Origin of the sequence: uncultured Bacteroides sp. (assembly GCF_947632445.1) — a bacterium.
GTDB lineage: Bacteria > Bacteroidota > Bacteroidia > Bacteroidales > Bacteroidaceae > Bacteroides.
Map to the genome: position 1 here is coordinate 39,461 of NZ_CANRPM010000003.1, position 20,830 is coordinate 60,290.

At 44.6% G+C, this 20,830-nt stretch carries 16 protein-coding genes; 7 read left to right on the forward strand and 9 right to left on the reverse strand.

The window, feature by feature from the left end:
- Positions 1 to 145: 145 nt before the first annotated feature.
- Entirely contained in the window at positions 146 to 1,102 is a 957-nt protein-coding gene (locus Q0Z70_RS01210; protein WP_298071859.1) for a helix-turn-helix domain-containing protein, read from the reverse strand.
- Between the two features lie 299 nt (positions 1,103 to 1,401).
- Between Q0Z70_RS01210 and Q0Z70_RS01215 the strand changes: the two genes are divergently transcribed.
- The 3 genes from Q0Z70_RS01215 to Q0Z70_RS01225 all read left to right on the forward strand — a co-directional run bounded on the left by Q0Z70_RS01215 (position 1,402) and on the right by Q0Z70_RS01225 (position 7,192).
- Positions 1,402 to 2,511 carry an efflux RND transporter periplasmic adaptor subunit gene (locus tag Q0Z70_RS01215; RefSeq protein WP_298071861.1) on the forward strand — a complete coding sequence of 370 codons (1,110 nt, stop codon included), beginning with the start codon at positions 1,402 to 1,404 and terminating at the stop codon, positions 2,509 to 2,511.
- A gap of 90 nt (positions 2,512 to 2,601) precedes the next feature.
- Positions 2,602 to 5,796 carry an efflux RND transporter permease subunit gene (locus Q0Z70_RS01220; RefSeq protein WP_298071862.1) on the forward strand — a complete coding sequence of 1,065 codons (3,195 nt, stop codon included), beginning with the start codon at positions 2,602 to 2,604 and terminating at the stop codon, positions 5,794 to 5,796.
- A 28-nt stretch (positions 5,797 to 5,824) separates the two neighbouring features.
- Positions 5,825 to 7,192, forward strand: a complete 1,368-nt coding sequence (locus Q0Z70_RS01225; protein WP_298071864.1) for a TolC family protein — start codon at positions 5,825 to 5,827, stop codon at positions 7,190 to 7,192.
- 89 nt (positions 7,193 to 7,281) lie between these two features.
- On the opposite strand, the gene Q0Z70_RS01230 is transcribed toward Q0Z70_RS01225, so the two are convergent.
- Both Q0Z70_RS01230 and Q0Z70_RS01235 read right to left on the reverse strand, forming a co-directional pair.
- The gene (locus tag Q0Z70_RS01230) at positions 7,282 to 8,778 is read right to left on the reverse strand and encodes an acetyl-CoA hydrolase/transferase family protein (RefSeq protein ID WP_298071866.1); all 1,497 of its coding nucleotides are present in this window, start codon (positions 8,776 to 8,778) and stop codon (positions 7,282 to 7,284) included.
- A gap of 68 nt (positions 8,779 to 8,846) precedes the next feature.
- Complete coding sequence (locus Q0Z70_RS01235) at positions 8,847 to 9,260, reverse strand: hypothetical protein (protein ID WP_298071867.1); 414 nt, start codon at positions 9,258 to 9,260, stop codon at positions 8,847 to 8,849.
- A gap of 498 nt (positions 9,261 to 9,758) precedes the next feature.
- Between Q0Z70_RS01235 and miaB the strand changes: the two genes are divergently transcribed.
- The 3 genes from miaB to Q0Z70_RS01250 all read left to right on the forward strand — a co-directional run bounded on the left by miaB (position 9,759) and on the right by Q0Z70_RS01250 (position 13,091).
- Positions 9,759 to 11,129, forward strand: coding sequence for a tRNA (N6-isopentenyl adenosine(37)-C2)-methylthiotransferase MiaB (gene miaB / locus Q0Z70_RS01240; protein ID WP_298071869.1), 1,371 nt, complete (start codon positions 9,759 to 9,761; stop codon positions 11,127 to 11,129).
- 259 nt (positions 11,130 to 11,388) lie between these two features.
- Positions 11,389 to 12,072 (forward strand): MIP family channel protein, encoded by a 684-nt coding sequence (locus tag Q0Z70_RS01245; RefSeq protein WP_298071871.1) that lies wholly within the window; start codon positions 11,389 to 11,391, stop codon positions 12,070 to 12,072.
- A gap of 347 nt (positions 12,073 to 12,419) precedes the next feature.
- Complete coding sequence (locus Q0Z70_RS01250; RefSeq protein ID WP_298071873.1) at positions 12,420 to 13,091, forward strand: hypothetical protein; 672 nt, start codon at positions 12,420 to 12,422, stop codon at positions 13,089 to 13,091.
- Between the two features lie 693 nt (positions 13,092 to 13,784).
- Here the strand turns inward: Q0Z70_RS01250 and Q0Z70_RS01255 are convergent.
- The 5 genes from Q0Z70_RS01255 to Q0Z70_RS01275 all read right to left on the reverse strand — a co-directional run bounded on the left by Q0Z70_RS01255 (position 13,785) and on the right by Q0Z70_RS01275 (position 18,453).
- Positions 13,785 to 14,234 carry a DUF3836 domain-containing protein gene (locus tag Q0Z70_RS01255; protein ID WP_298071875.1) on the reverse strand — a complete coding sequence of 150 codons (450 nt, stop codon included), beginning with the start codon at positions 14,232 to 14,234 and terminating at the stop codon, positions 13,785 to 13,787.
- A 321-nt stretch (positions 14,235 to 14,555) separates the two neighbouring features.
- Positions 14,556 to 15,782, reverse strand: a complete 1,227-nt coding sequence (locus tag Q0Z70_RS01260) for a DUF4861 domain-containing protein (RefSeq protein WP_298071877.1) — start codon at positions 15,780 to 15,782, stop codon at positions 14,556 to 14,558.
- 105 nt (positions 15,783 to 15,887) lie between these two features.
- Entirely contained in the window at positions 15,888 to 16,691 is an 804-nt protein-coding gene (locus Q0Z70_RS01265) for a gluconate 5-dehydrogenase (RefSeq protein WP_298071879.1), read from the reverse strand.
- Positions 16,692 to 16,723: 32 nt separating this feature from the next.
- Positions 16,724 to 17,566, reverse strand: coding sequence for a 5-dehydro-4-deoxy-D-glucuronate isomerase (gene kduI, locus Q0Z70_RS01270; protein ID WP_298071881.1), 843 nt, complete (start codon positions 17,564 to 17,566; stop codon positions 16,724 to 16,726).
- A 131-nt stretch (positions 17,567 to 17,697) separates the two neighbouring features.
- Positions 17,698 to 18,453, reverse strand: a complete 756-nt coding sequence (locus tag Q0Z70_RS01275) for an exodeoxyribonuclease III (RefSeq protein WP_298071883.1) — start codon at positions 18,451 to 18,453, stop codon at positions 17,698 to 17,700.
- Between the two features lie 168 nt (positions 18,454 to 18,621).
- Between Q0Z70_RS01275 and Q0Z70_RS01280 the strand changes: the two genes are divergently transcribed.
- Positions 18,622 to 19,515 (forward strand): DMT family transporter, encoded by an 894-nt coding sequence (locus tag Q0Z70_RS01280; protein ID WP_298071885.1) that lies wholly within the window; start codon positions 18,622 to 18,624, stop codon positions 19,513 to 19,515.
- 54 nt (positions 19,516 to 19,569) lie between these two features.
- Here Q0Z70_RS01280 and Q0Z70_RS01285 read toward each other — a convergent pair whose 3' ends face one another.
- A complete protein-coding gene (locus tag Q0Z70_RS01285; RefSeq protein ID WP_298071887.1) occupies positions 19,570 to 20,826 on the reverse strand; it encodes a DUF3472 domain-containing protein in 1,257 nt (418 codons plus the stop codon).
- Between the last annotated feature and the right edge of the window lie 4 nt (positions 20,827 to 20,830).

A 20,830-nucleotide genomic window follows, 5' to 3' on the forward strand; every position in this document is an offset into this window, starting at 1 on the left:
GAGTTGTAACGGTTGCCACCACCAATATTTATGCAGGTTAATTATCATTCCTTGTTACGTTTTAATGTTTAACGGGGGCAAATGTATGCTTTTTAATTGAAAACACAAACTTTTTCTTGAAAAAAGTTATGATGTGGAGACAGAATCATGATTTGGTTTGTAGGCAGTCTTGCTCTTCGTTGTCTGAATGAACACGATATTGGGCTGGAGACATGCCTATGTGAGCTTTTACATACTTACCAAAAAATGACTGGTTGGGGAAATTAAACATCTCTGCTATTTCCTTGATGGACTTCTCCGAATGTTTCAACTGGTATTTTATTTGTTCAATGGCATATTCATTAATCCATTCTGTGGGTGTATGACCGCTGACTTCCTTAATGGCTGCTGAGACGTACTTGGCCGAATAGCATAGTCGGTCAGCATAGTAGCTTACAGAACGGTGTATTCCTCCATCTGTTGCCAGTTTTTCCATAAACAGTCGGAAAATCTGTTTGCTTCGAGTGGCTTCCGTTCCGATCTCTTCGGTCTCGTTGAAATGTTTTTGGATACCTGCCAGCATTTCGTGGAATAGGGCGGAGAAAAGGTATCCCAAGATTTCCTGTCGGTAACGGTGGGAGGAATCATCAATCTTGTCCATAATCAGCTGGTAATACAGATTGAAAATCTGATTGTCTTTTGTCTTTTCTTCCGATGATTGGGCGAATACAGGATTTTTGTAGAGATAGTATAGTGCTTTTTCTGCTGCTTTTTCTCGTTTTACCGTTTGTTGCAGAAATTTGGTGGAAAAGCCTATCAAGCTAACTTTGTGTTGGGGACTAAACTGCATGTTACTCATAATCATGGTAGGCAGGCAAACAAAAGCCTCCCCTGCCTGTAACTGATAATTTTTTTTATTGATATTCAGTTGAATCTCTCCTTCAATACAAGCAACGATAACGAAAAGATTCAGCCTTATCATCCGGTTGGAATAAGGAAGTTTCTCCATGTTCCTTGCCATTATGACGTTATCATCTACATAATCTACATATTCTCCTTTCGTTTCTTCCTTGTACTTCTTAAAATCATTGATGTCAACAGTGATGATTGTTTTTTCTTTCATACATTATATTTATTAGAATTATGTAATTTCATTCGGCTCTGAGAATGACAAAATGTGTAAAGTGCTCCAGTTTACAATCCTTATAATTTGGAAGAATGTTCTTTTCTTCCATTACAAAATTGGGGAATATTGGTAAATCCAAGCTGTTCTATTTTTCATAAAAGCTGTTCCTTTGTTATTTCTATAATATTTTTTAAGTAGGATGTAGGGAATATGGGACATCGATACGGAAATTTAGATAACGTATAGCTTGTTCTATTCTTCTATCTTTGCGCCAATTTCTAAATCAATAAGTTGACATGAAAAAGTTTAAAATCAGACAGATGCGACTGATGACACTTATCGGTTGTACGATTTTGGGATTGGCATCGTGCAAGCAGGCACCGAATGCAGCAGTACAATCCTCTTCTTATGAGACTATGACGGTGGGTACCACTGACAAAGAACTATCTACTTCTTATTCCGCTACCATTCGCGGGCGGCAGGATATTGACATCTATCCGCAGGTATCGGGTACTATTGTACGGCTTTGCGTGACCGAAGGTGAGGTAGTACGTCAAGGGCAGTTACTCTTTGTTATTGATCAAGTACCCTATAAAGCAGCTTTGAAAACAGCTGAGGCCAATGTGGAAACGGCCCGTGCTTCTTTGGCTACCGCTCAGCTGAATTATGACAGCCAAAAGGAACTGTATGCACAAAAGGTTGTGTCGGAATTCAGTTTGAATACAGCCAAAAACAATTTCCTCACAGCCAAGGCGCAACTGGCACAGGCCGAAGCACAGGAAGTGAATGCTCGCAATAACCTTTCGTATACCGAGGTGAAAAGTCCAAGTAACGGTGTAGTTGGTGCTTTACCTTATCGTATCGGTACGTTGGTAAGTTCGGTTATGGCACAACCTCTTACTACAGTGAGTGATAACAGTACGATGTATGTCTATTTTTCTATGACCGAGAATCAGTTGCTTTCTCTCACCCGTCAATACGGTTCAATGGACGAAGCTTTGAAAAATATGCCAGAGGTAACGCTGACCCTGAATGATAATTCTGTTTACGGAGAAAAAGGCAAAATTGAATCTATTAGTGGCGTCATTGATCGGCAGACGGGTACGGTCATTGCACGGGCCGTGTTCCCCAATGAAACACGCTTGCTACATAGTGGAGCCTCCGGTAGTGTTTCTATTCCCAGTGTCTATAAAGACTGTATAATCATTCCACAGGGAGCCGCTGTACAGATGCAAGACAAGTATTTGGTATATAAGGTGGTGGATGGAAAGGCTACTTCTGCACTGGTTTCGGTAGCACCGATAAACAACGGTCGTGAATTTGTAGTAATGGACGGTCTGAAGCCGGGCGAGGAAATCGTGGCGAAAGGAGCTGGATTGTTGAGAGAGGGAATGCAGATAAAATAACTTAAGTTTTGCTTTCGGCAGAACCTGCAGGAGTTGAAGGGGTTAAAGGGAACTTCCCAGACTTCTTAACTCCCATAAACAACGAACATTATGAAAGGAAACATATTCATTAAACGGCCGGTGATGGCCATCTCCATCTCCATCCTGATTTTTGCTATCGGCCTTATTTCACTGTTCACGTTGCCTGTGGAACAATATCCTGATATTGCACCACCTACGGTATACGTATCTGCTACTTATACGGGTGCCGATGCAGATGCCGTGATGAACGGCGTTATCATGCCACTGGAGGAGAGTATTAACGGTGTGGAAAACATGATTTATATGACCTCAACAGCCACCAATAATGGTTCGGCCACCATACAGGTCTACTTTAAGCAAGGCACCGACCCCGATATGGCGGCAGTGAACGTACAGAACCGTGTGACACAAGCACAGGGATTACTGCCTGCCGAGGTGACACAAATCGGTGTGACCACGCAAAAACGTCAGACCAGCTTTCTGCAAATCAATTCACTGGTCTGCACCAACGGACGTTACGACCAGTCATTTATCGGAAACTATCTCGACATCAACGTTGTGCCTCAGATTAAACGTATTGCTGGTGTGGGTGACGTGATGGCGATGAACGAGCCTTACAGCATCCGTATCTGGATGAAGCCCGACCGCATGGCGCAGTACGGTTTGATACCATCGGACATCAGGGCCGTACTGGCCACACAGAACTTGGAAGCACCTACCGGTTCATTGGGTGAGAACTCGAATAATGTGTACCAACTCACCATGAAATATCGGGGTCGTTTGAAGGAAGTATCTGATTTTGAGAATATCGTGGTCCGTGCACAGAAAGATGGTTCTATTCTTCGGCTGAAGGATGTGGCTGAAGTAGAATTGGGAGCGTTGAGTTACAGTTATGAAGGTGAAATGGATGGTAAGACGGCCGTTGCCTTCATGGCTTTTCAAACGGCTGGATCGAATGCTACCGCCGTCAACGTTGAAATCGCCGCTTTGCTCGATGAATTGTCGAAAGATCTGCCTGAAGGACTGGAGTTTGTCAACATGATGAGTTCCAATGACTTTTTGTATGCCTCCATATTTAGTATTGTAGAAACATTGGTGATTGCCATCATTCTGGTAATTTTGGTTGTATATTTCTTCCTGCAGGATTTCAAGAGTACGCTCATTCCCTCTATCTCTATCATAGTTTCCCTGGTAGGTACATTTGCCTGTTTGATTGCCTCTGGATTCAGTTTGAATATTCTGACAATGTTCGCTTTGGTACTGGCCATTGGTACGGTAGTGGACGATGCTATTGTAGTGGTCGAAGCTGTACAAGAAAAGTTTGACTCTGGCTACAAGTCGCCTTACCTTGCTACGAAAGATGCAATGGGCGATGTGACAATGGCCATTATTTCCTGTACTTGTGTATTTATGGCGGTATTTATCCCTGTGACCTTCATGGGTGGTACATCCGGTATTTTCTACACACAGTTTGGTATTACTATGGCCACTTCTGTAGGTATTTCTATGGTTTGTGCCTTGACGCTATGTCCGGCGTTATGTGCTTTATTGATGCGTCCGGCGTCGGGCACGAAAGGTGCCAAGAGCATTAATGGTCGTGTACGTGCTGCCTACAATACGTCGTACACTGCTTTGTTGGGTAAATATAAACGGGGAGTAATGTTTGCCATTCATCATCGTTGGATGTGTTGGGCTGCACTGGGCGCTGCTGTTGTACTGTTGGCATTCTTCATGAATACTACCAAAACGGGGCTTGTACCGCAAGAAGACCAGGGTGTTATCATGGCCAATGCCAGTGTGGCTCCGGGTAGTACGTTGAAAGAGACTACCCAGGTATTGGATAAAATGGATGCCATTTTGGCCAATACGCCCGAAATAGCCCATTATCAGCGTGTAGCCGGTTATGGCTTCCTTTCCGGAGAGGGTACCTCCTACGGTATGATTATCGTCAGACTGAAAGATTGGAGCGAACGCAAGGGGAGTGAACATTCGGCAGAAGCCGTCATGGGCAGGCTTAATGCGCAGTTCGCTCAAATAAAGGATGCACAGATTTTCTGTTTTCAGGCGCCTATGATTCCTGGTTATGGTATGGGTAATTCGGTGGAACTGAATATGCAGGATAAGACGGGAGGTGATATGACAACCTTCTATCATACTATATTGCAGTATCTCGGTGCACTGAACCAGCGACCGGAAGTAGCAATGGCCTATACGACTTATGCTGAAAACTTCCCGCAAATTTCGGTGGATGTGGATGCAGCCAAATGTATGCGTGCAGGCATTTTGCCAAACGATGTACTGACTGTATTGGGAAATTATTGCGGCGGTTCATATGTGTCCAACTACAACAAATTTGGCAAGATGTATCGTGTGATGCTTCAGGCCGACCCCAAATACCGACTTGACCAGATGGATCTGAGCAATATGTTCGTCCGTAATGGTACGGAGATGGCGCCTCTCAGTCAGTTCGTTACATTGACCAAGACCGAAGGGGCCGAAATCAAGGAACGTTTCAACTTGTTCAGCTCTATTTCAGTCAATGTAAATGTGGCGGAAGGTTATTCTACTGGTGAGGTACAGAAGGCAATAGCCGAAGTGGCTGAGCAGATGCTTCCTTCTGGTTACAGTTACGAATACGGAGGCATTTCGCGTGAAGAGGCCAATACCGGTCAGGCACAAACGATATTCATCTACACGATTTGCGTCTTTTTGATTTATCTGATATTGGCTTGTCTTTATGAGAGTTTTCTGGTTCCGTTCGCAGTCATCCTTTCCGTTCCTTTTGGAATGTTTGGGTCATTCCTGTTTGCCAAGCTTTTCGGACTAGAGAATAATATCTACATGCAGACGGGTATGATTATGCTTATCGGTCTGTTGGCCAAGACAGCCATCCTGATTACGGAGTTTGCCATTGAGCGTCGGCGTAAGGGTATGGGACTTATCGAGTCGGCTTATGCAGCAGCACAGGTACGTTTCCGTCCTATCCTGATGACGGTACTTACCATGATTTTCGGTATGATCCCCTTGATGGTCTCTACAGGTGCGGGTGCTAACGGTAATTCGTCGTTGGGTACTACCGTCGTGGGTGGTATGCTTGTCGGAACTCTTGCGTTGCTCTTTGTTGTGCCGGTGTTCTATATCATCTTTGAATATATGCAGGAAAAGATCCGTCCGCATCAGGCACTGGAAGCCGATGCCCAAGTGCTGTTGGAGCGCGAAAGGAGTTTGGCCGAACGTAGTGGATTTAACGAGAAAGAGTCGTAATTCTTAAAATAACAATCCGTCAACAAATATGAAGAAACTTATTTTATTATCAACCGCTGTTGCATTATTAAGCAGTTGCGGTATATACACCAAGTATAAGCCGGTCGAGACTGTACCTGATAATCTTTACGGAGAAACATTCACCGTCGAAGATACGACCAGTCTTGGCAGTGTAGATTGGCACGAACTCTTCACTGACCCGCATTTGCAAGCTTATATTGAACAAGGGTTGTTGAGCAACACTGATTATCTGTCTGCACAGCTTCGTATAAAGGAAGCAGAGGCTACTCTGCTTTCTTCCAAGTTGGCCTACCTACCGTCATTTGCTTTGGCTCCGCAGGGAACCGTCAGTAGCTTTGACGGTGGAAAGGCTGCACAGACCTATTCGCTGCCTGTTATTGCCAGTTGGGAGGTAGATATTTTTGGGAAGATGCGTAACAATAGACGGCAGGCGCAGGCTCTCTATGCTCAAAGCTTAGATTACAAGCAGGCTGTCCGTACCCAACTCATAGCCGGCATTGCAAATATTTATTATACATTGCTGATGCTTGACGATCAGCTTTCCCTTTCGCAGGAGACGGCTAAGGCATGGGAGGAAACCGTTCGCTCTACTAAAGCCTTGATGAATGCCGGAAAAGCTGATGAGGTTGCCGTATCACAGATGGAAGCTGCCTATTATGAGGTACAGGCTTCTGTACTTAGCTTGAAAGAACAAATCAATCAGGCGGAAAACAGTCTTGCTTTACTGCTGGCCGAAACGCCTCATTCTTATAAACGAGGTACGCTGGCTGAGATGAAAATGCCTGACGAGCTATCCGCTGGTGTTCCCATGCAAATGCTTGCCAACCGTCCCGATGTGCGTATGGCCGAACGTACCTTGGAGTCGGCTTTTTATGCTGTCAATGCTGCGCGTTCGGCTTTTTATCCCTCTATCACATTGAATGGAAGCGCCGGATGGACAAATTCGGCCGGATCCATGATAGTCAATCCCGGCAAATTTCTTGCTTCGGCTGTGGGTTCGCTTACACAGCCGCTTTTTGCCCGCGGACAATTATTCGGCCAGCTTAAAATCAGTAAGGCACAGCAGGAAGAAGCTTCGCTTGCTTTCCAACAGACGTTGCTGAATGCTGGCAGCGAAGTAAATGATGCATTGACTGCCTGGCAGACCAGTCGCGACAAGAGTTTGTTGTTGGATAAACAAGTAGCTTCTTTACAGAAAGCCGTAAAGAGTATCTCGCTGCTTATGGAACATGGGCCTACAACTTATTTGGAGGTACTTACTGCGAAGCAGAATCTGCTTATGGCCCAACTGACCCAAACGGCTAATCGCTTTAGTGAAATACAGAGTGTAATTACTCTTTATTGTGCATTGGGAGGGGGGAAAAGAATAATATAATTCTCTTTATACTTTATCCAATATGAAATGAGCCATCCCCAGAAGTGATTTCTAAGGATGGCTCTCTTTTTATCTTTTGTAGAGGCGGGTTATTGATACTGTGCCCAGTCGGTATTTCTCATATCACCACTCTTGGCCAGTTCGGCGTGCATACATAGGGCAGCACGGATGGCGTGCGGAGTCTGAGACTTACCGTCGGTCAGCCTCAGGTAATCCCATAACAGATTCTTGTAATCGGGATGTGCACAGTTTTCGATGATAGCTTGTGCACGTTCTTTGGGGCTTTTGCCACGCAGATCAGCCACACCTTGTTCGGTCACGATGATATTGACGTCGTGTTCCGTGTGGTCATGGTGTGAAACCATCGGTACAATAGCACTGATCTTTCCTTCTTTAGCCACAGAGGGACAAGTAAAGATAGAAATGTAGGCGTTACGTGTGAAGTCACCGCTGCCGCCGATTCCGTTCATCATCTTGGTGCCTCCGATGTGTGTGGAGTTGACGTTACCATAAAGGTCGGCTTCAATAGCGGTATTGATAGAGATGACACCCAGTCGGCGTATCACTTCGGGGCTGTTAGATATTTCGGACGGGCGGAGTACCAGTTTGTCGCGGAAGAAATTCATGTCATTGTAGATTTCCTGCAGGCAGTCGTTGGTGACAGTAAGCGAACAAGCGCTACCGAACTTGATATGTCCTTCGCGGATGAGGCCGATGACGGAATTCTGGATAACCTCGGTGTACATTTCGAAAGGTGGAATTGTTTTGTCATGTCCTAAAGCGCTAAGTACGGCATTGGCGATATTTCCTACACCACTCTGCAGAGGTAAGAAGGTAGAGGGAATGATGCCCCGCTTCATGTCAGCCACAAGGAAGTCGGCCACATTCTGTCCGATTTTGTCGGTCAGCGGGTCGGCGGCGGAAAACGAACGGGCTTCGTCAGGCCAGTTGGTCTCTACCACGCCTACAATCTTTTTAGGGTCTACTTGTATGTAGGGAGTTCCGATTCGGTCGCTGGGCTTATAGATAGGTATCTCGCGACGATAAGGCGGGTCAAGGACTTCATATACATCGTGCAACCCCATGGCCGCTTTGCTATGGGCAGCATTCAGTTCGATAATGATTTTATCGGCCATGCGGCAGACAGTAGGTGCGATACCTCCGGCAGCAGTCAGGTAGATTTTGCCGTCGGGAGTTACTTCGCAAGCCTCGATAATGGCTATGTCTACTTTGCCCATAAAGCCGTAGCGCAACTCTTGAGCCATTTGTGAGAGTTGAATATCGTTATAGGCTATTTCGCCGTTGTTTACAGCTTTGCGGAAGTTAACGTTAGTCGTATAGGGAGCACGGTAGCGGATAGCTTTAGCGCATGCTAATACACCGTCGCACGATTCACCTGTCGACGCACCTGTAAAGATACCTACTTGGAAAGGATTTCCTTTAGCATGCTCTGCTTCTGCGATTTTAGCCAGTTCGGCCGTTACGGCCTTGGCTGTTCCTGCGGGTGTAAATCCGCTCAGGCCGATATTATAACCATGTTTGATGAGGCTGGCAGCTTCGGCTGCCGAAATGTAGTTGAATGCCATAACCTTATATTTATATTGTTACTTTACTTTAATATATTACTATATTGTTGTTTTAAGTCTTTCATTTTTCAATATCTTTTCCGTAAAATTTCCGACCAGATGATACCCTTACGTATTTCTTCTGCCGATTGTATGTCGATGGCAGGAGAGGTATCTTGGATTTCCGGCCTGTTGGTTTGTGGTGTTTGTGCAACAGATTGATTGTGCAGCACAGTTTGTTTAGTTTGATAATTTTGGGGAATAAAAGGTTTTGCCTTTTGCTTGCGTGCTTGTTTTTCTGTCTGCGTGTTGTCCGTTTGTCGGGGAGGAGGGATTGGAATGCCTTCCCAGCTTTCTGGAAGCGGATGGGTTTCATGAGGGCGTGGCATGTCATTATCATCCCTTGGAGGGGCCGAAGTGTTTTGTGCTTCCTTCCTGGCTTGTTTGATAAAGCCGATAATGAGGATGCCTGGGATTATCAGAAACTTTAAAATATCTTCCATACTCAGGATGTATTAAATTTACCGCCAAAGGTAACTAATTTATCTGATTGTTGCCAATAAAACGGCAATAAAAAAGGGCAGCTTCACAGCTCCCCTCATTTTTTTAACCTAAACCTTAACTATGAAAAAATCTAATGTTTTTCTTCATGTTGCAAAATTGTAAGATTTATCGAAAGCAACCAAATATACTTCTCAATTTGTTCATATGTTTATGTATTATTAACATATCAAATCTTAGCAGGATTTGATTTTGGCGGTATGGATAAATGATACGATTTGAAGGCTCTGCGGGGCGTGAGGGGATGGGTATGCAGATGGGAGCGGGGTGTATATGCTGCGAGGCTGTCTGATGAAAGCATTGTTTTCTTCCTGCGATTTCTATGTTTTCTTGAAAGCAAAGCATAGAGATGTCCTGTCAATCAAGATGGAGGGCGGGAATGGGAATGCCGACTATTTTCGTATCTTTGTAGCCGAGTAAACGAATATACATTTATTTATATGGGGAAAAAGATGGGAGCAGACTTTAAATCTGCAACTGCCGGCAGTGAAAAAAAACTGTTTATCGAGACATACGGCTGCCAGATGAACGTGGCCGATAGTGAAGTGATTGCCTCTGTAATGCAGATGGCGGGATATAGCATGGCGGAGACGCTCGACGAGGCCGACGCGGTGTTCATGAACACCTGCTCCATCCGCGACAACGCCGAGCAGAAGATACTGAACCGATTGGAGTTCTTTCATTCGCTTAAAAAGAAACGTCCGCATCTCATTGTCGGTGTCCTGGGCTGTATGGCCGAGCGTGTGAAGGACGACCTTATCGAGCATCATCACGTGGATTTGGTCGTGGGCCCCGACGCCTACTTGACCTTGCCTGAGCTGATTGCTTCCGTCGAGGCAGGCGAGAAGGCCATCAACGTGGAGCTTTCGACTATGGAAACCTATCGCGACATCATCCCTTCGCGCATCTGCGGCAATCACATTTCGGGCTTCGTATCCATCATGCGCGGCTGCAACAACTTCTGTACGTATTGCATTGTGCCTTATACTCGTGGCCGTGAACGCAGCCGCGACGTGGAGAGTATTTTGCGTGAAGTAGCCGATTTGCAGCAGAAAGGCTACAAGGAAGTGACCCTGCTGGGACAGAATGTTAACTCCTACCGCTTTGAACGGCCTGATGGCGAAGTCATTACCTTTCCTACATTGCTGCGCACGGTGGCCCAGGCGACTCCTTCGATGCGTATTCACTTCACCACCTCGCATCCCAAGGACATGAGCGATGAGACGCTGCACGTCATTGCCGAGGAGCCCAACGTGTGCCGACATATCCACTTGCCCGTGCAGAGCGGTAGTAGCCGCATCCTGAAGCTGATGAACCGCAAGTACGACCGCGAGTGGTACCTGGAGCGGGTGGCCGCTATCCGGCGTATTATCCCCGATTGCGGCCTCTCAACCGATATTTTCAGTGGTTTCCATAGCGAGACAGAAGAAGACCATCGGATGTCTCTTTCGCTGATGGAAGCATGTGCCTATGATTCTGCTTTTATGTTTAAATATTCCGAACGTCCCGGTACCTATGCCTCCAAGCACTTACCCGATGATATTCCCGAAGAAGTAAAAATTCGCCGTTTGAACGAAATCATCGCTTTGCAGAACCGGCTTTCGGCCGAAGCGAATGCCCGTTGCGTGGGTAAAACCTTCGAGGTGTTAGTTGAGGGCGTGTCGAAGCGCAGCCACAACCAGCTTTTCGGCCGCACGAAACAGAACCGCGTGGTGGTGTTCGATCGCGGCATGCATCGCGTAGGCGACTTGGTGACGGTGCGTATCACGGGTTTTAGTTCGGCTACACTGCTGGGTGAAGAAATCGTTTGACTGAATAACGCTCTTCTGTTCGGCTGTTTTAAAACCATGAAAAAATGGAATTTAAATCTCAGGAACTTATGCTTCGAATATAGAAATATGTCTTTTTCAAAAGCTTTTCAATTTGTTCATTTCCGTCTTTCCTTTTAAGGTTATGATCGAAAAGCGCCTGTGTGTTAAAATACGTTTTTGCGATCTACTTATGAAAGAAAATGTTTACATTTGAAAAATTTATGATTGAAAAAATGTCTAATTTCTAAAATCAAAGCGTATGAGAAAGTATTTGGCAGAGATGATAGGCACGATGGTGCTTGTCTTAATGGGATGCGGCAGTGCTGTGTTCGCAGGTAGTGCAGCAACAGTAGGTGCTGGAGTTGGCACTTTGGGAGTAGCTTTGGCCTTCGGCTTGTCCGTTGTGGCTATGGCTTATACGATTGGAAACATTTCGGGATGCCATATTAACCCTGCCATTACGCTGGGTGTATGGATGTCGGGGCGTATGAATAGTAAGGATGCCACGATGTATATGATTTTTCAGGTGTTAGGTGCTTTTATCGGTTCCGCCATACTGATGTTGTTAGTAGCTTCAGGAGGATTCTTCGATGGGCCTACGGCCATTGGTTCCAATACATTTGATCCGGGCGAAATGGGACAGGCGTTCATTGCTGAGGCTGTGTTCACCTTTATTTTTGTGCTGGTGGTGCTCGGCTCCACTGACGAGAAGGAAGGTGCAGGTAATTTGGCTGGCTTGGCCATCGGTTTGACGCTGGCGCTGATTCACATCGTTTGTATCCCTATTACAGGTACGTCGGTCAATCCTGCTCGAAGTATCGGCCCTGCTTTATTTGAAGGAGGACAGGCACTTTCGCAGCTGTGGCTCTTCATTGTAGCTCCTTTTGTGGGTGCTGCATGTAGTGCATTGGTGTGGAAGTTTTTTGTCGCAGGTCGTAAATAGGCCTTTGTTTCCCGAAGAAATAGCGGGGAATCCCTAATTGATAACGTGAGTTCGACGAATTGTAACCATTATAATATCAGTCAATTACGTTGAATTTGGATTTCTACTCATTGTAGTATATCTATGTTTTTGAAGAACAAAGGGACCCTTCTGTCCAAAATGAATGCTTCTATGCAACAGATGACATACTGAATACTGAATATTAACAATAAATTTGAATTAGCTTTCTTTTAACAGCAAGCTTATCAAATAATTATAATTGCTATAAATTCGTCGAACTCACGTTAATATTACTTATGATGAGGTGTTGATTGTTGACCCCAATACACCAATTACTCGCGAAGAATATGATAACTTCAAAATCTGAAAATGATATGGCAAAGACAAATAAACTTGAGAAACTTTACCAGACAGTTGCCAACTGCGAAGAGCTGGGACTTGATTTGCCGAATGGTGTGATTGACCAAATCACAGCAATGGAGGAACAGCTAATAAAGGACGAGGTTTTGCCACTTATCCACGATAATATAGAACCAACACTGAAACAAGTGAAACGTCCTCTTGTGCTTGTTGTTGAATACGCCCCTAAGGGCGCATTGCGTGTAAATCTTTCGAGAAAGGTAAATATCACTGCCCAAATTTCTGATGCCAAAGAGATTACTCCTGACCCCATAGTAGAGCATACTGAGAAGAAAAAAGGTGGTAAGAAAGTGGTACTCAATCCTCGCACTCGTCTTCGAATCACAATGCCTGATGGTCAAATTGAAGAAAGTACAGCACAGGAAACACTACGCCAATTTATTTTGTCAGTAGGTGTAGATAGGGTTAGAGCAGTCGGATTGAAGGCAAACAAGGTGCCTCTCGTTTCAAACACGATAGACCCCAAATACAAAACTGCTCAGAAATCTCTCGGAAGTGGATGGTACTTGATGACGTGTAGCGATACCGCTACAAAAAAACGGCAAATTGAAACAATCGCCACAGCAATTGGCATTGACGTTAAGGTTGACATTGTCTAAATAATAGCATTTCCCCTCGTTGATAATGTATAAAAAATCTCTAAAGAACTATTTTATCACTACCAGTCATAAGCATTGTTAAACAACAATTTTTGTGAGAACGAATGGGTTTGGCTTTATAAAAGTGAGAGTTTCTTACCTATTGAAAAAGTTGAATTATCCAACCGCTTATCATTCATATGTTTCACCTCTATGAGAACTCTGATAACAATGGAAACAAAAATTATATTTGGTTCGAAAGTGGAGATAGTAAAATAACGTGAGTTCGACGAATTATAACCATTATAATATCAGTCAATTACGTTGAATTTGGATTTCTACTCATTGTAGTAAATCTATGTTTTTGAAGAACAAAGGGACTCTTCTGCCCAAAATGAATGCTTCTATGCAACAGATGACATACCGAATACTGAATATTAACAATAAATTTGAATCAGCTTTCTTTTAGCAACAAGATTATCAAATAATTATAATTGCTATAAATTCGTCGAACTCATGTTAATTGATACAACGTTTGTTCGATAGCGAAGCTGCCGCCCACAGTCAGGGCGGTGGCTGTCGCGAAGAACAGTCCCCTGACTGGTTTGTCGATATGCATGTTGGTGCAGGTCCTAAAGGCTGTTTGTGCACCAACGTAGACCATTTTGCCGCTCCTCGGAAACTATGTGATGAGTTTAACAATCTTGTTGTTTGTCAATTATGTTCGCCTATCAGGGCGAGGGTTTCTGTTGCCTGCCGACAAGCTACTGGTATGTTGTTCTCATCTAGTTCATATACCGTTTGTTTCTTATCCTTACTGAACGTTTTTCGTGATTCGTTCCAACGGGCATAGCTCATAATGACTTCGTTGCCTTCGTAGCGGTAAGTCATTTGGAAATAGGGAATCCATTTGTCCACAGTACCGTCCCATTTAGTCGCCGTCTTGCTGATGAGACGGTTCTGTTTGTCGTAAGAGAATTCGTAGCGCATGTGGTTATGCAGGTAGTTACCGTCTTGTTTGTAGATGGTTCTCGATACGACGAGGTTGTTTTTTACTTCTTCGTTAGTGATGAAGTTATCCTGCGCTTTTACTTCAGTGCTGAGGATGTTGATCAATGAGATTGCGGCGAATGCCAATACGTTGAGTACATTCATAGTTTTCATAATGCAGTTTTGTTTTAAAGAGTTATTGTTATCAGTTCTATTTTTATCAGTTAGACGTTGTTCGCAGAGAGGAAAGTTGGACTGTTGGGCTTCTTTTTTCTCGGACAACCATCTGCCTAATATTATTCAAATGGTGTGCCAAACTTTTAAATGATTGATAATCAGTAACTCTTTAATGACTCATTCTGTCCGCTATCGGACAGGTGTCCGCTTTGAATGTCCGAAAACATACAAAATGCCCTGTAAAGCGTCTGATGAATGACATCCATACAGGGCATTTGGGCATTCTATTTTAGGAATAGAATGTTTTGGTAGTATTCGTTAGTTTATACTTACCGTCAATGGATTACGTATTTTTTGTGCAAAATTAGCCATATAGTTATTCCATGCGTTGATATCTTTTATGTCTGCGCGATCCCAACCAAATCCCCAATAATAGACATAATTTGCGTTAGGTTCATAATTACTGATTGCCAGAATATGTCCTTCGGCATTACCATGTTGTTCCTTTTCGTCATTGGTATATTTCACGACTTTTGCCTCTTTAATATCGGTAGGGAAGGCTGCTCCTACAAATACTTTGCCATTGTCAGTACCGGTGGTCGGATCTACATAAGTCATGTAACCGTTGGCTGCATCAGTCTTTACGGCACCATCGTCGTGTAAAACGATGCCAGTTACTATAGGAAGAGATTCTTGAAGTCCCGTATAAGATACCGCTGTACGGTTTAGATGAGAACCGGCATCGAGGGTAATGACACGTGTCTCTATGACATTGCTATCTCCCATTATAGTTAGCGGATTGAATTCTAATTTTACGGTGAAACGTAGCGGGCCGTTGTCCAATACCTCAAAATCTTTGTAACACCAGGGATAAACAATTTCACCATTGTCTATCAAAGCAGCTGTACCTGCACCTAATGTCGGACCTACAGCGTAACAGTCCATACCATAACCGTGATCAATGTGGTAGGAAATAGATTGTAACAGTTCAGAAGCTGCTTGGGGATCTGTTTTTCTCAATTCAGCAGCGCGTGCACGTGCTTCTTTATCTAATTCTTTGGTGTACAAATCTTCCAATATCGGTTCGGAGGTGTTACGTTTTAGGAATAGGTCATAGCCGAAACCTCGTTCACCACTAATCTGCAGAGCAGGCCCGTAGGCGCGGAAGCCTACTAAGTCATTTTCCCAAGCCATGTCGTCCAGACGTTCTGGATATTGACGCCCACAGGTTTTTGCCTCTAAAGGTTGAGGCACTCCTTCTTGAATGGTATAGGTAGATGTACCTTTGGCAACTACTGTTGCAGGGAATATCACTTTATCGTCGTAAGTTATCTGATAGGGTATTTCGGTGCCTTCAGCATCGAGTACTACAATTTGTGCTGTATCAGCCAATTTCAGCCAATTACTAATTTCATCCATGGATACTTCTACCATTTCTGAGCGGTCTATATCCAATGGATTACTGACAGTTACCGTCATGGGTTGATTGTTTGTACAAGCCAATAACATGCAAACCGTTATATAGGATAAGCATAAATTTTTCATATAAAGAAGAGAGATTAATGTTATGATAAATAAGAAAATGGATAATTGAAACGGAAAGAATCCAGATTCAATTATCCATTAACGGGTGTTCCTAAATCAAATTAATTATTTAGGTTGTTTGCCAATGTATGCCAAGATACCGCCATCTACATAGAGGATGTGGCCATTTACGGCATTAGAAGCTTCGGAAGCGAGGAATACAGCAGGGCCTGTCAGTTCCTGTGGATCCAGCCAACGGCCAGCCGGAGTCTTGGCACAGATGAATGAATCAAACGGGTGACGGCTGCCATCCGGTTGTTTTTCACGCAACGGAGCTGTCTGTGGAGTAGCGATATAGCCAGGGCCAATGCCATTACATTGGATATTATATTCGCCATATTCAGAGCAAATATTACGGGTTAACATTTTCAGACCACCCTTGGCAGCAGCATATGCTGATACAGTCTCACGACCCAACTCAGACATCATGGAGCAGATATTAATAATCTTACCATGTTTCTTTTCCATCATGCCAGGTAATACGGCTTTAGATACAATAAACGGAGCGTTCAGGTCAATATCAATTACCTTGCGGAACTCAGATGCTGCCATCTCGTGCATCGGGATGCGGCGAATAATACCGGCATTGTTTACCAAGATGTCGATAGTGCCGATTTCCTTAGCAATGGTAGCTACCAAAGCTTGTACGGCAGGTTCATCTGTTACATCACATACATAACCATGAGCTTTGATACCCTTTTCTGCGTAAGCGGCCATACCTTTGTCTACCAGTTCCTGATTGATGTCGTTGAAGCAGATGGTTGCACCTTGTTCTGCAAAGGCAGAAGCAATTGCAAAACCAATACCGTAGGAAGCGCCCGTTACGAGGGCTACCTTGCCTTCCAAAGAAAAATTCAAATAAGGATTCATAACGTTTAAATATTAAATTATTAAACTTAAGTTTATTTCAAATCTGTTATTTTCGAGAGATCTTGGTCACCGTAATCCAGGTTTTCACCACCCATACCCCAAATGAAAGTATAGTTATGGGTAGCTGCTGCCGAGTGAATGGACCATTCAGGTGAGAGGACAGCTTGTTCGCCTCGCATCCACAAGTGTCGCGTTTCTTCTATTTCTCCCATAAAATGACATACCGCATGTTCTTCAGGTACTTCAAAATAGAAGTAAGCTTCCATACGGCGGCTATGTACGTGAGCAGGCATGGTATTCCATACACTGCCGGGTTTTAGTTCCGTCATGCCCATCTGTAACTGACAGGTAGGTAATATCTGACTAACAAGCATTTTGTTAATGCAGCGGTGATTGGCCCCTTCGAGCGAGCCCATTTCGGCCGTAATGGCATCTTGTTTTGTCACCTTACGGTCTGGATAATTGCAATGGGCAATGGTAGAATTGAAGTAAAATTTGGCAGGACGGGAAGAGTCGAGACTTTCAAACGTTATTTCACGATTGCCTGATCCCAAATAAAGAGCTTCTTTGTAGTCTAATGAAAATACAGTGTTATTAGCTTTTACTATACCAGGGCCACCTACATTGAATATGCCTATTTCCCGGCGAGTTAAAAAGTAGGGAGTTTTTAGTGGGGCGATAGTTTCCAAAGACAATACTTCACCTGCCGGCATCGCACCACCCACTACCATCCGATCATACATGGAATACACCATGTTTACTTCGTTTGGAGAGAAAACTCTTTCAATCAGAAAGTCGCGGCGAATGCGTCGGGTATCATAGTCCTTTGCATCTTCTGGATGCGCGGCATAGCGGATTTCATAGTTTGTCTTCATAGAACTGACTGCTTTTATTTCCTTAAATCTATGTTGTACGAGTCTCCGTTTGCGTACACGATACAAATGTAGCAAAAGAAAACGGACTCTACTTACTTTTTTGTATTTATTATTTTAATATTGTACAAAACTTAGAAGTTGATGTCTACTTCTACAGGGCAATGGTCTGAACCATAGATGTCGGTATGTATCTTGGCCTCGGCGAGTTTTTTACACAGGCGGTTGGACACTAAGAAGTAGTCGATACGCCAGCCTGCATTCTTTTCACGGGCGCGAAAGCGGTAGGACCACCATGAATAGATATCCCGCTGGTCAGGGTAGAAGTAGCGGAAAGTATCAGTGAAGCCGCTCTCAAGCAGGGTGGTGAACTTGGCGCGTTCTTCATCGGTGAAGCCTGCGTTGCGGCGATTGGTTTTGGGATTCTTCAAGTCTATTTCCTGATGGGCTACGTTTAGGTCGCCGCACACAATGACTGGTTTCTTCGCATCGAGTGCCAGAAGGTAGGCACGGAAATCGTCTTCCCACGTCATGCGGTAGTCCAAGCGGCGTAACTCGTCTTGCGAGTTGGGAGTATAGACGGTGACAAGGTAGAAGTCTGGCATTTCTAACGTGATGACACGTCCTTCCTTGTCGTGGTGTTCGATGTCAATGCCGTAGCTGACGTTCAGCGGTTGGCAGCGTGTGTAGATAGCCGTGCCCGAATAGCCTTTCTTTTCGGCATAATTCCAGTAGGAGGTATAGCCTTCGAAGGGTAGGTTCAGTTGGCCTTCCTGCATTTTGGTCTCTTGCAGACAGAAGAAATCGGCGTCAAGCCGGTGAAAAGCTTCGATGAAGCCTTTATCTTTACAGGCACGGAGCCCGTTAACATTCCAGGAGATGAATTTCATATTTTGATGATGTTATTAATTTATAATTTTACAAACATAACAAAAATACGCCGATAAACCATCGGAGCAGGCAAAAAAATGTTGTCGCAGGCCGTGCGATGTACGCTCTTCGGGGAATTTTTGTAATTTTGCGTTCCGATTAATCTTTACAGTACACGGTACATAGAAATGATAAAGACACTCAGCAAAAATGCCATTATCGGTTATCCGGCCGGTATCATTACCGGTATCACGTATGGACTGAACCCTCTGTTCGCCGTCCCTCTGATGAAGGAAGGTGCTTCGATTGAATCCATTCTTTTTTTCCGCTATGTCATCGCGGTGCTGTTCTTGGGAGTATTTCTTCTGCTACGCAAGCACAGTTTCCGTGTTTCATGGAAGCAGGCGGGCGTGCTGCTTGCGCTGGGACTGCTCTATACGACCAGCAGCCTTACCCTGTTCGAGGCATACAAATACATTGCTTCAGGGCTGGCCACGACTATCATCTTCCTCTATCCGGTCTTGGTGGCCATCATCATGGTCTTTCTGAAGGTAGTTCCTTCGTGGCCAGTGTGGCTCTCTATCGGCCTGACGTTTGTGGGAGTTGCCATTATGACACAGAACGATGCTTCGCAGGCGGTTGATCCGACAGGTCTTCTGCTTTCCTTTGCCTCGGCTTTGGTGTATGCGCTGTTCATTGTCATCATTAATCGGAGCAAGGTCATCGGTAACATTTCGAACAGCCTCCTTACCTTTTACGCTCTTTCGGTAGGTACTTTCGTCTTTTTGGGCAAGATTGCAATGTCGGATACAGGGGTAACAACCGGGCTGACGGGCCACACGGTCTGGTTGAACTTGGTGGGACTCGCCGTACTGCCCACCATTGTGTCTACCGCCATGCTGGCTATTGCCACCCGCAATATCGGGGCGACTAAGGCTTCCGTGCTTGGTGTTTTCGAACCTGTCACGGCCATCTTGGTGGGGACATTCGCTTTCGGCGAAGTACTTACGACGAATATCGTCATCGGCATTCTGATTTCGATGGCAGCCATCACGTTTATGATTGCCATGACCAAGCGATGAACAACTCTGCCTTTTATACGGAGGAGTACTCTATATGAAAAGTAGAAATTGATGTTATAGCTGCTCCAGTGCTTCCCAGTCAATTTCTGGTTCATTACCCGTTGGCTTGCAATGGAACTTTGTTCTCATCGGAACAGATTCGTTGAAGAAGCCTCCCATTTTCAGGTAAAACCGGTTATCTTTCGTATTTCCACCTTGATAGTCAAGGCGTACTTTGGCACTGGCCGTTGCATCGTGTGTGAATACGGCATCAGTGAGCCGGGTCCATTTACCCTCTTTGCTGCGTGCCCATTGGTTACCGAAGTAAACTTCACGCGACAAGTATCCTTGTTCTGGATTGAAATTCTCGAGGAAGCTGTGAGGACGTTTGTACCATGTGTCGGTCATGGGGCGCAAGAAACTGGCTATCAATTTCCATTCTTTTTCATCTGTGGCATAGAAGTAGGCGGTGTAAGTGGTGTTCCCTTTTCCGTCCGGTTTGACTTGCATCAGGAATTTGTATGTATTGCCGGCCTTCCAAGGATATTTCAAATAGCTTTGTCCTCCCGAACCTTCGTTGCCAAATTCACCGATATGTACATTCTTTCCCTGGCGTAACAATCTAATCTTTTGGTCGTCAGGAATCTTTTTAGGGTCTTGTGTGTCAAAAGGACTCCAAACGGAGAAAAGAATGCGGCGTTCTGTAGTAGAGTTGTATTGCATTCCGAAATAACCTTCACCGAAGCCGGCTGCCATATAGTAACTGTGCATCGTTTCACCTTCTCGGGGTACTGTGATTTCATTGTAGAACCATTCGGTGTTGCCTTCGGGCAATGTATATCCCATATGAACGGAAGGACCGCGGCGTCCCCAATAGTCCGAGAAGTCTTTCACATAATTACTTTCGCCCGTAACATTGTCTGCTATCAAATGCTTGATTTCTCCGAAGCTCTTGCCTTCTTTAGTCACACCTTGCAAGTCGATGCGCACATACCCTGCCTGGCGTATATCAATGCTCCCTACAGGTACATTGGTGAAATCGTCTGATTGCAGTTTGACTGTGAAACTTTTTTCCCCATAACTGACTTTGATTTCAGAATGTCCTTTGGCATAAAGAGACAAATCAGTTGTAGTAGGTTGATGCAGATAGAAGTAAATGCTAACGACACTTTTAGGATTAGTCCAGTGAGCAACTCTATCCTGGGTTATTCGGGCACCGTCTTGCTGGTGGGTTACATAACCGTTTCCGGAAACTCCGATAACAAGTGGTTGAAACTGTCCGAATGCGGTGGTGCATAGTAATAATGCAAATAGGCATGATAGATTTTTCATGTGT

Excerpts from the sequence above, each read along its gene's own strand:
- miaB (WP_298071869.1), top strand. The coding sequence starts at position 9,759 with ATGGGGAAAAAGATGGGAGCAGACTTTAAATCTGCAACTGCCGGCAGT.
- Q0Z70_RS01245 (WP_298071871.1), top strand. The coding sequence starts at position 11,389 with ATGAGAAAGTATTTGGCAGAGATGATAGGCACGATGGTGCTTGTCTTA.
- kduI (WP_298071881.1), bottom strand. The coding sequence starts at position 17,566 with ATGAAGACAAACTATGAAATCCGCTATGCCGCGCATCCAGAAGATGCA.
- Q0Z70_RS01235 (WP_298071867.1), bottom strand. The coding sequence starts at position 9,260 with ATGGAAGATATTTTAAAGTTTCTGATAATCCCAGGCATCCTCATTATC.
- Q0Z70_RS01215 (WP_298071861.1), top strand. The coding sequence starts at position 1,402 with ATGAAAAAGTTTAAAATCAGACAGATGCGACTGATGACACTTATCGGT.
- Q0Z70_RS01275 (WP_298071883.1), bottom strand. The coding sequence starts at position 18,453 with ATGAAATTCATCTCCTGGAATGTTAACGGGCTCCGTGCCTGTAAAGAT.
- Q0Z70_RS01265 (WP_298071879.1), bottom strand. The coding sequence starts at position 16,691 with ATGAATCCTTATTTGAATTTTTCTTTGGAAGGCAAGGTAGCCCTCGTA.
- Q0Z70_RS01260 (WP_298071877.1), bottom strand. The coding sequence starts at position 15,782 with ATGAAAAATTTATGCTTATCCTATATAACGGTTTGCATGTTATTGGCT.
- Q0Z70_RS01225 (WP_298071864.1), top strand. The coding sequence starts at position 5,825 with ATGAAGAAACTTATTTTATTATCAACCGCTGTTGCATTATTAAGCAGT.
- Q0Z70_RS01255 (WP_298071875.1), bottom strand. The coding sequence starts at position 14,234 with ATGAAAACTATGAATGTACTCAACGTATTGGCATTCGCCGCAATCTCA.
- Q0Z70_RS01220 (WP_298071862.1), top strand. The coding sequence starts at position 2,602 with ATGAAAGGAAACATATTCATTAAACGGCCGGTGATGGCCATCTCCATC.
- Q0Z70_RS01230 (WP_298071866.1), bottom strand. The coding sequence starts at position 8,778 with ATGGCATTCAACTACATTTCGGCAGCCGAAGCTGCCAGCCTCATCAAA.
- Q0Z70_RS01280 (WP_298071885.1), top strand. The coding sequence starts at position 18,622 with ATGATAAAGACACTCAGCAAAAATGCCATTATCGGTTATCCGGCCGGT.
- Q0Z70_RS01285 (WP_298071887.1), bottom strand. The coding sequence starts at position 20,826 with ATGAAAAATCTATCATGCCTATTTGCATTATTACTATGCACCACCGCA.
- Q0Z70_RS01250 (WP_298071873.1), top strand. The coding sequence starts at position 12,420 with ATGATAACTTCAAAATCTGAAAATGATATGGCAAAGACAAATAAACTT.
- Q0Z70_RS01210 (WP_298071859.1), bottom strand. The coding sequence starts at position 1,102 with ATGAAAGAAAAAACAATCATCACTGTTGACATCAATGATTTTAAGAAG.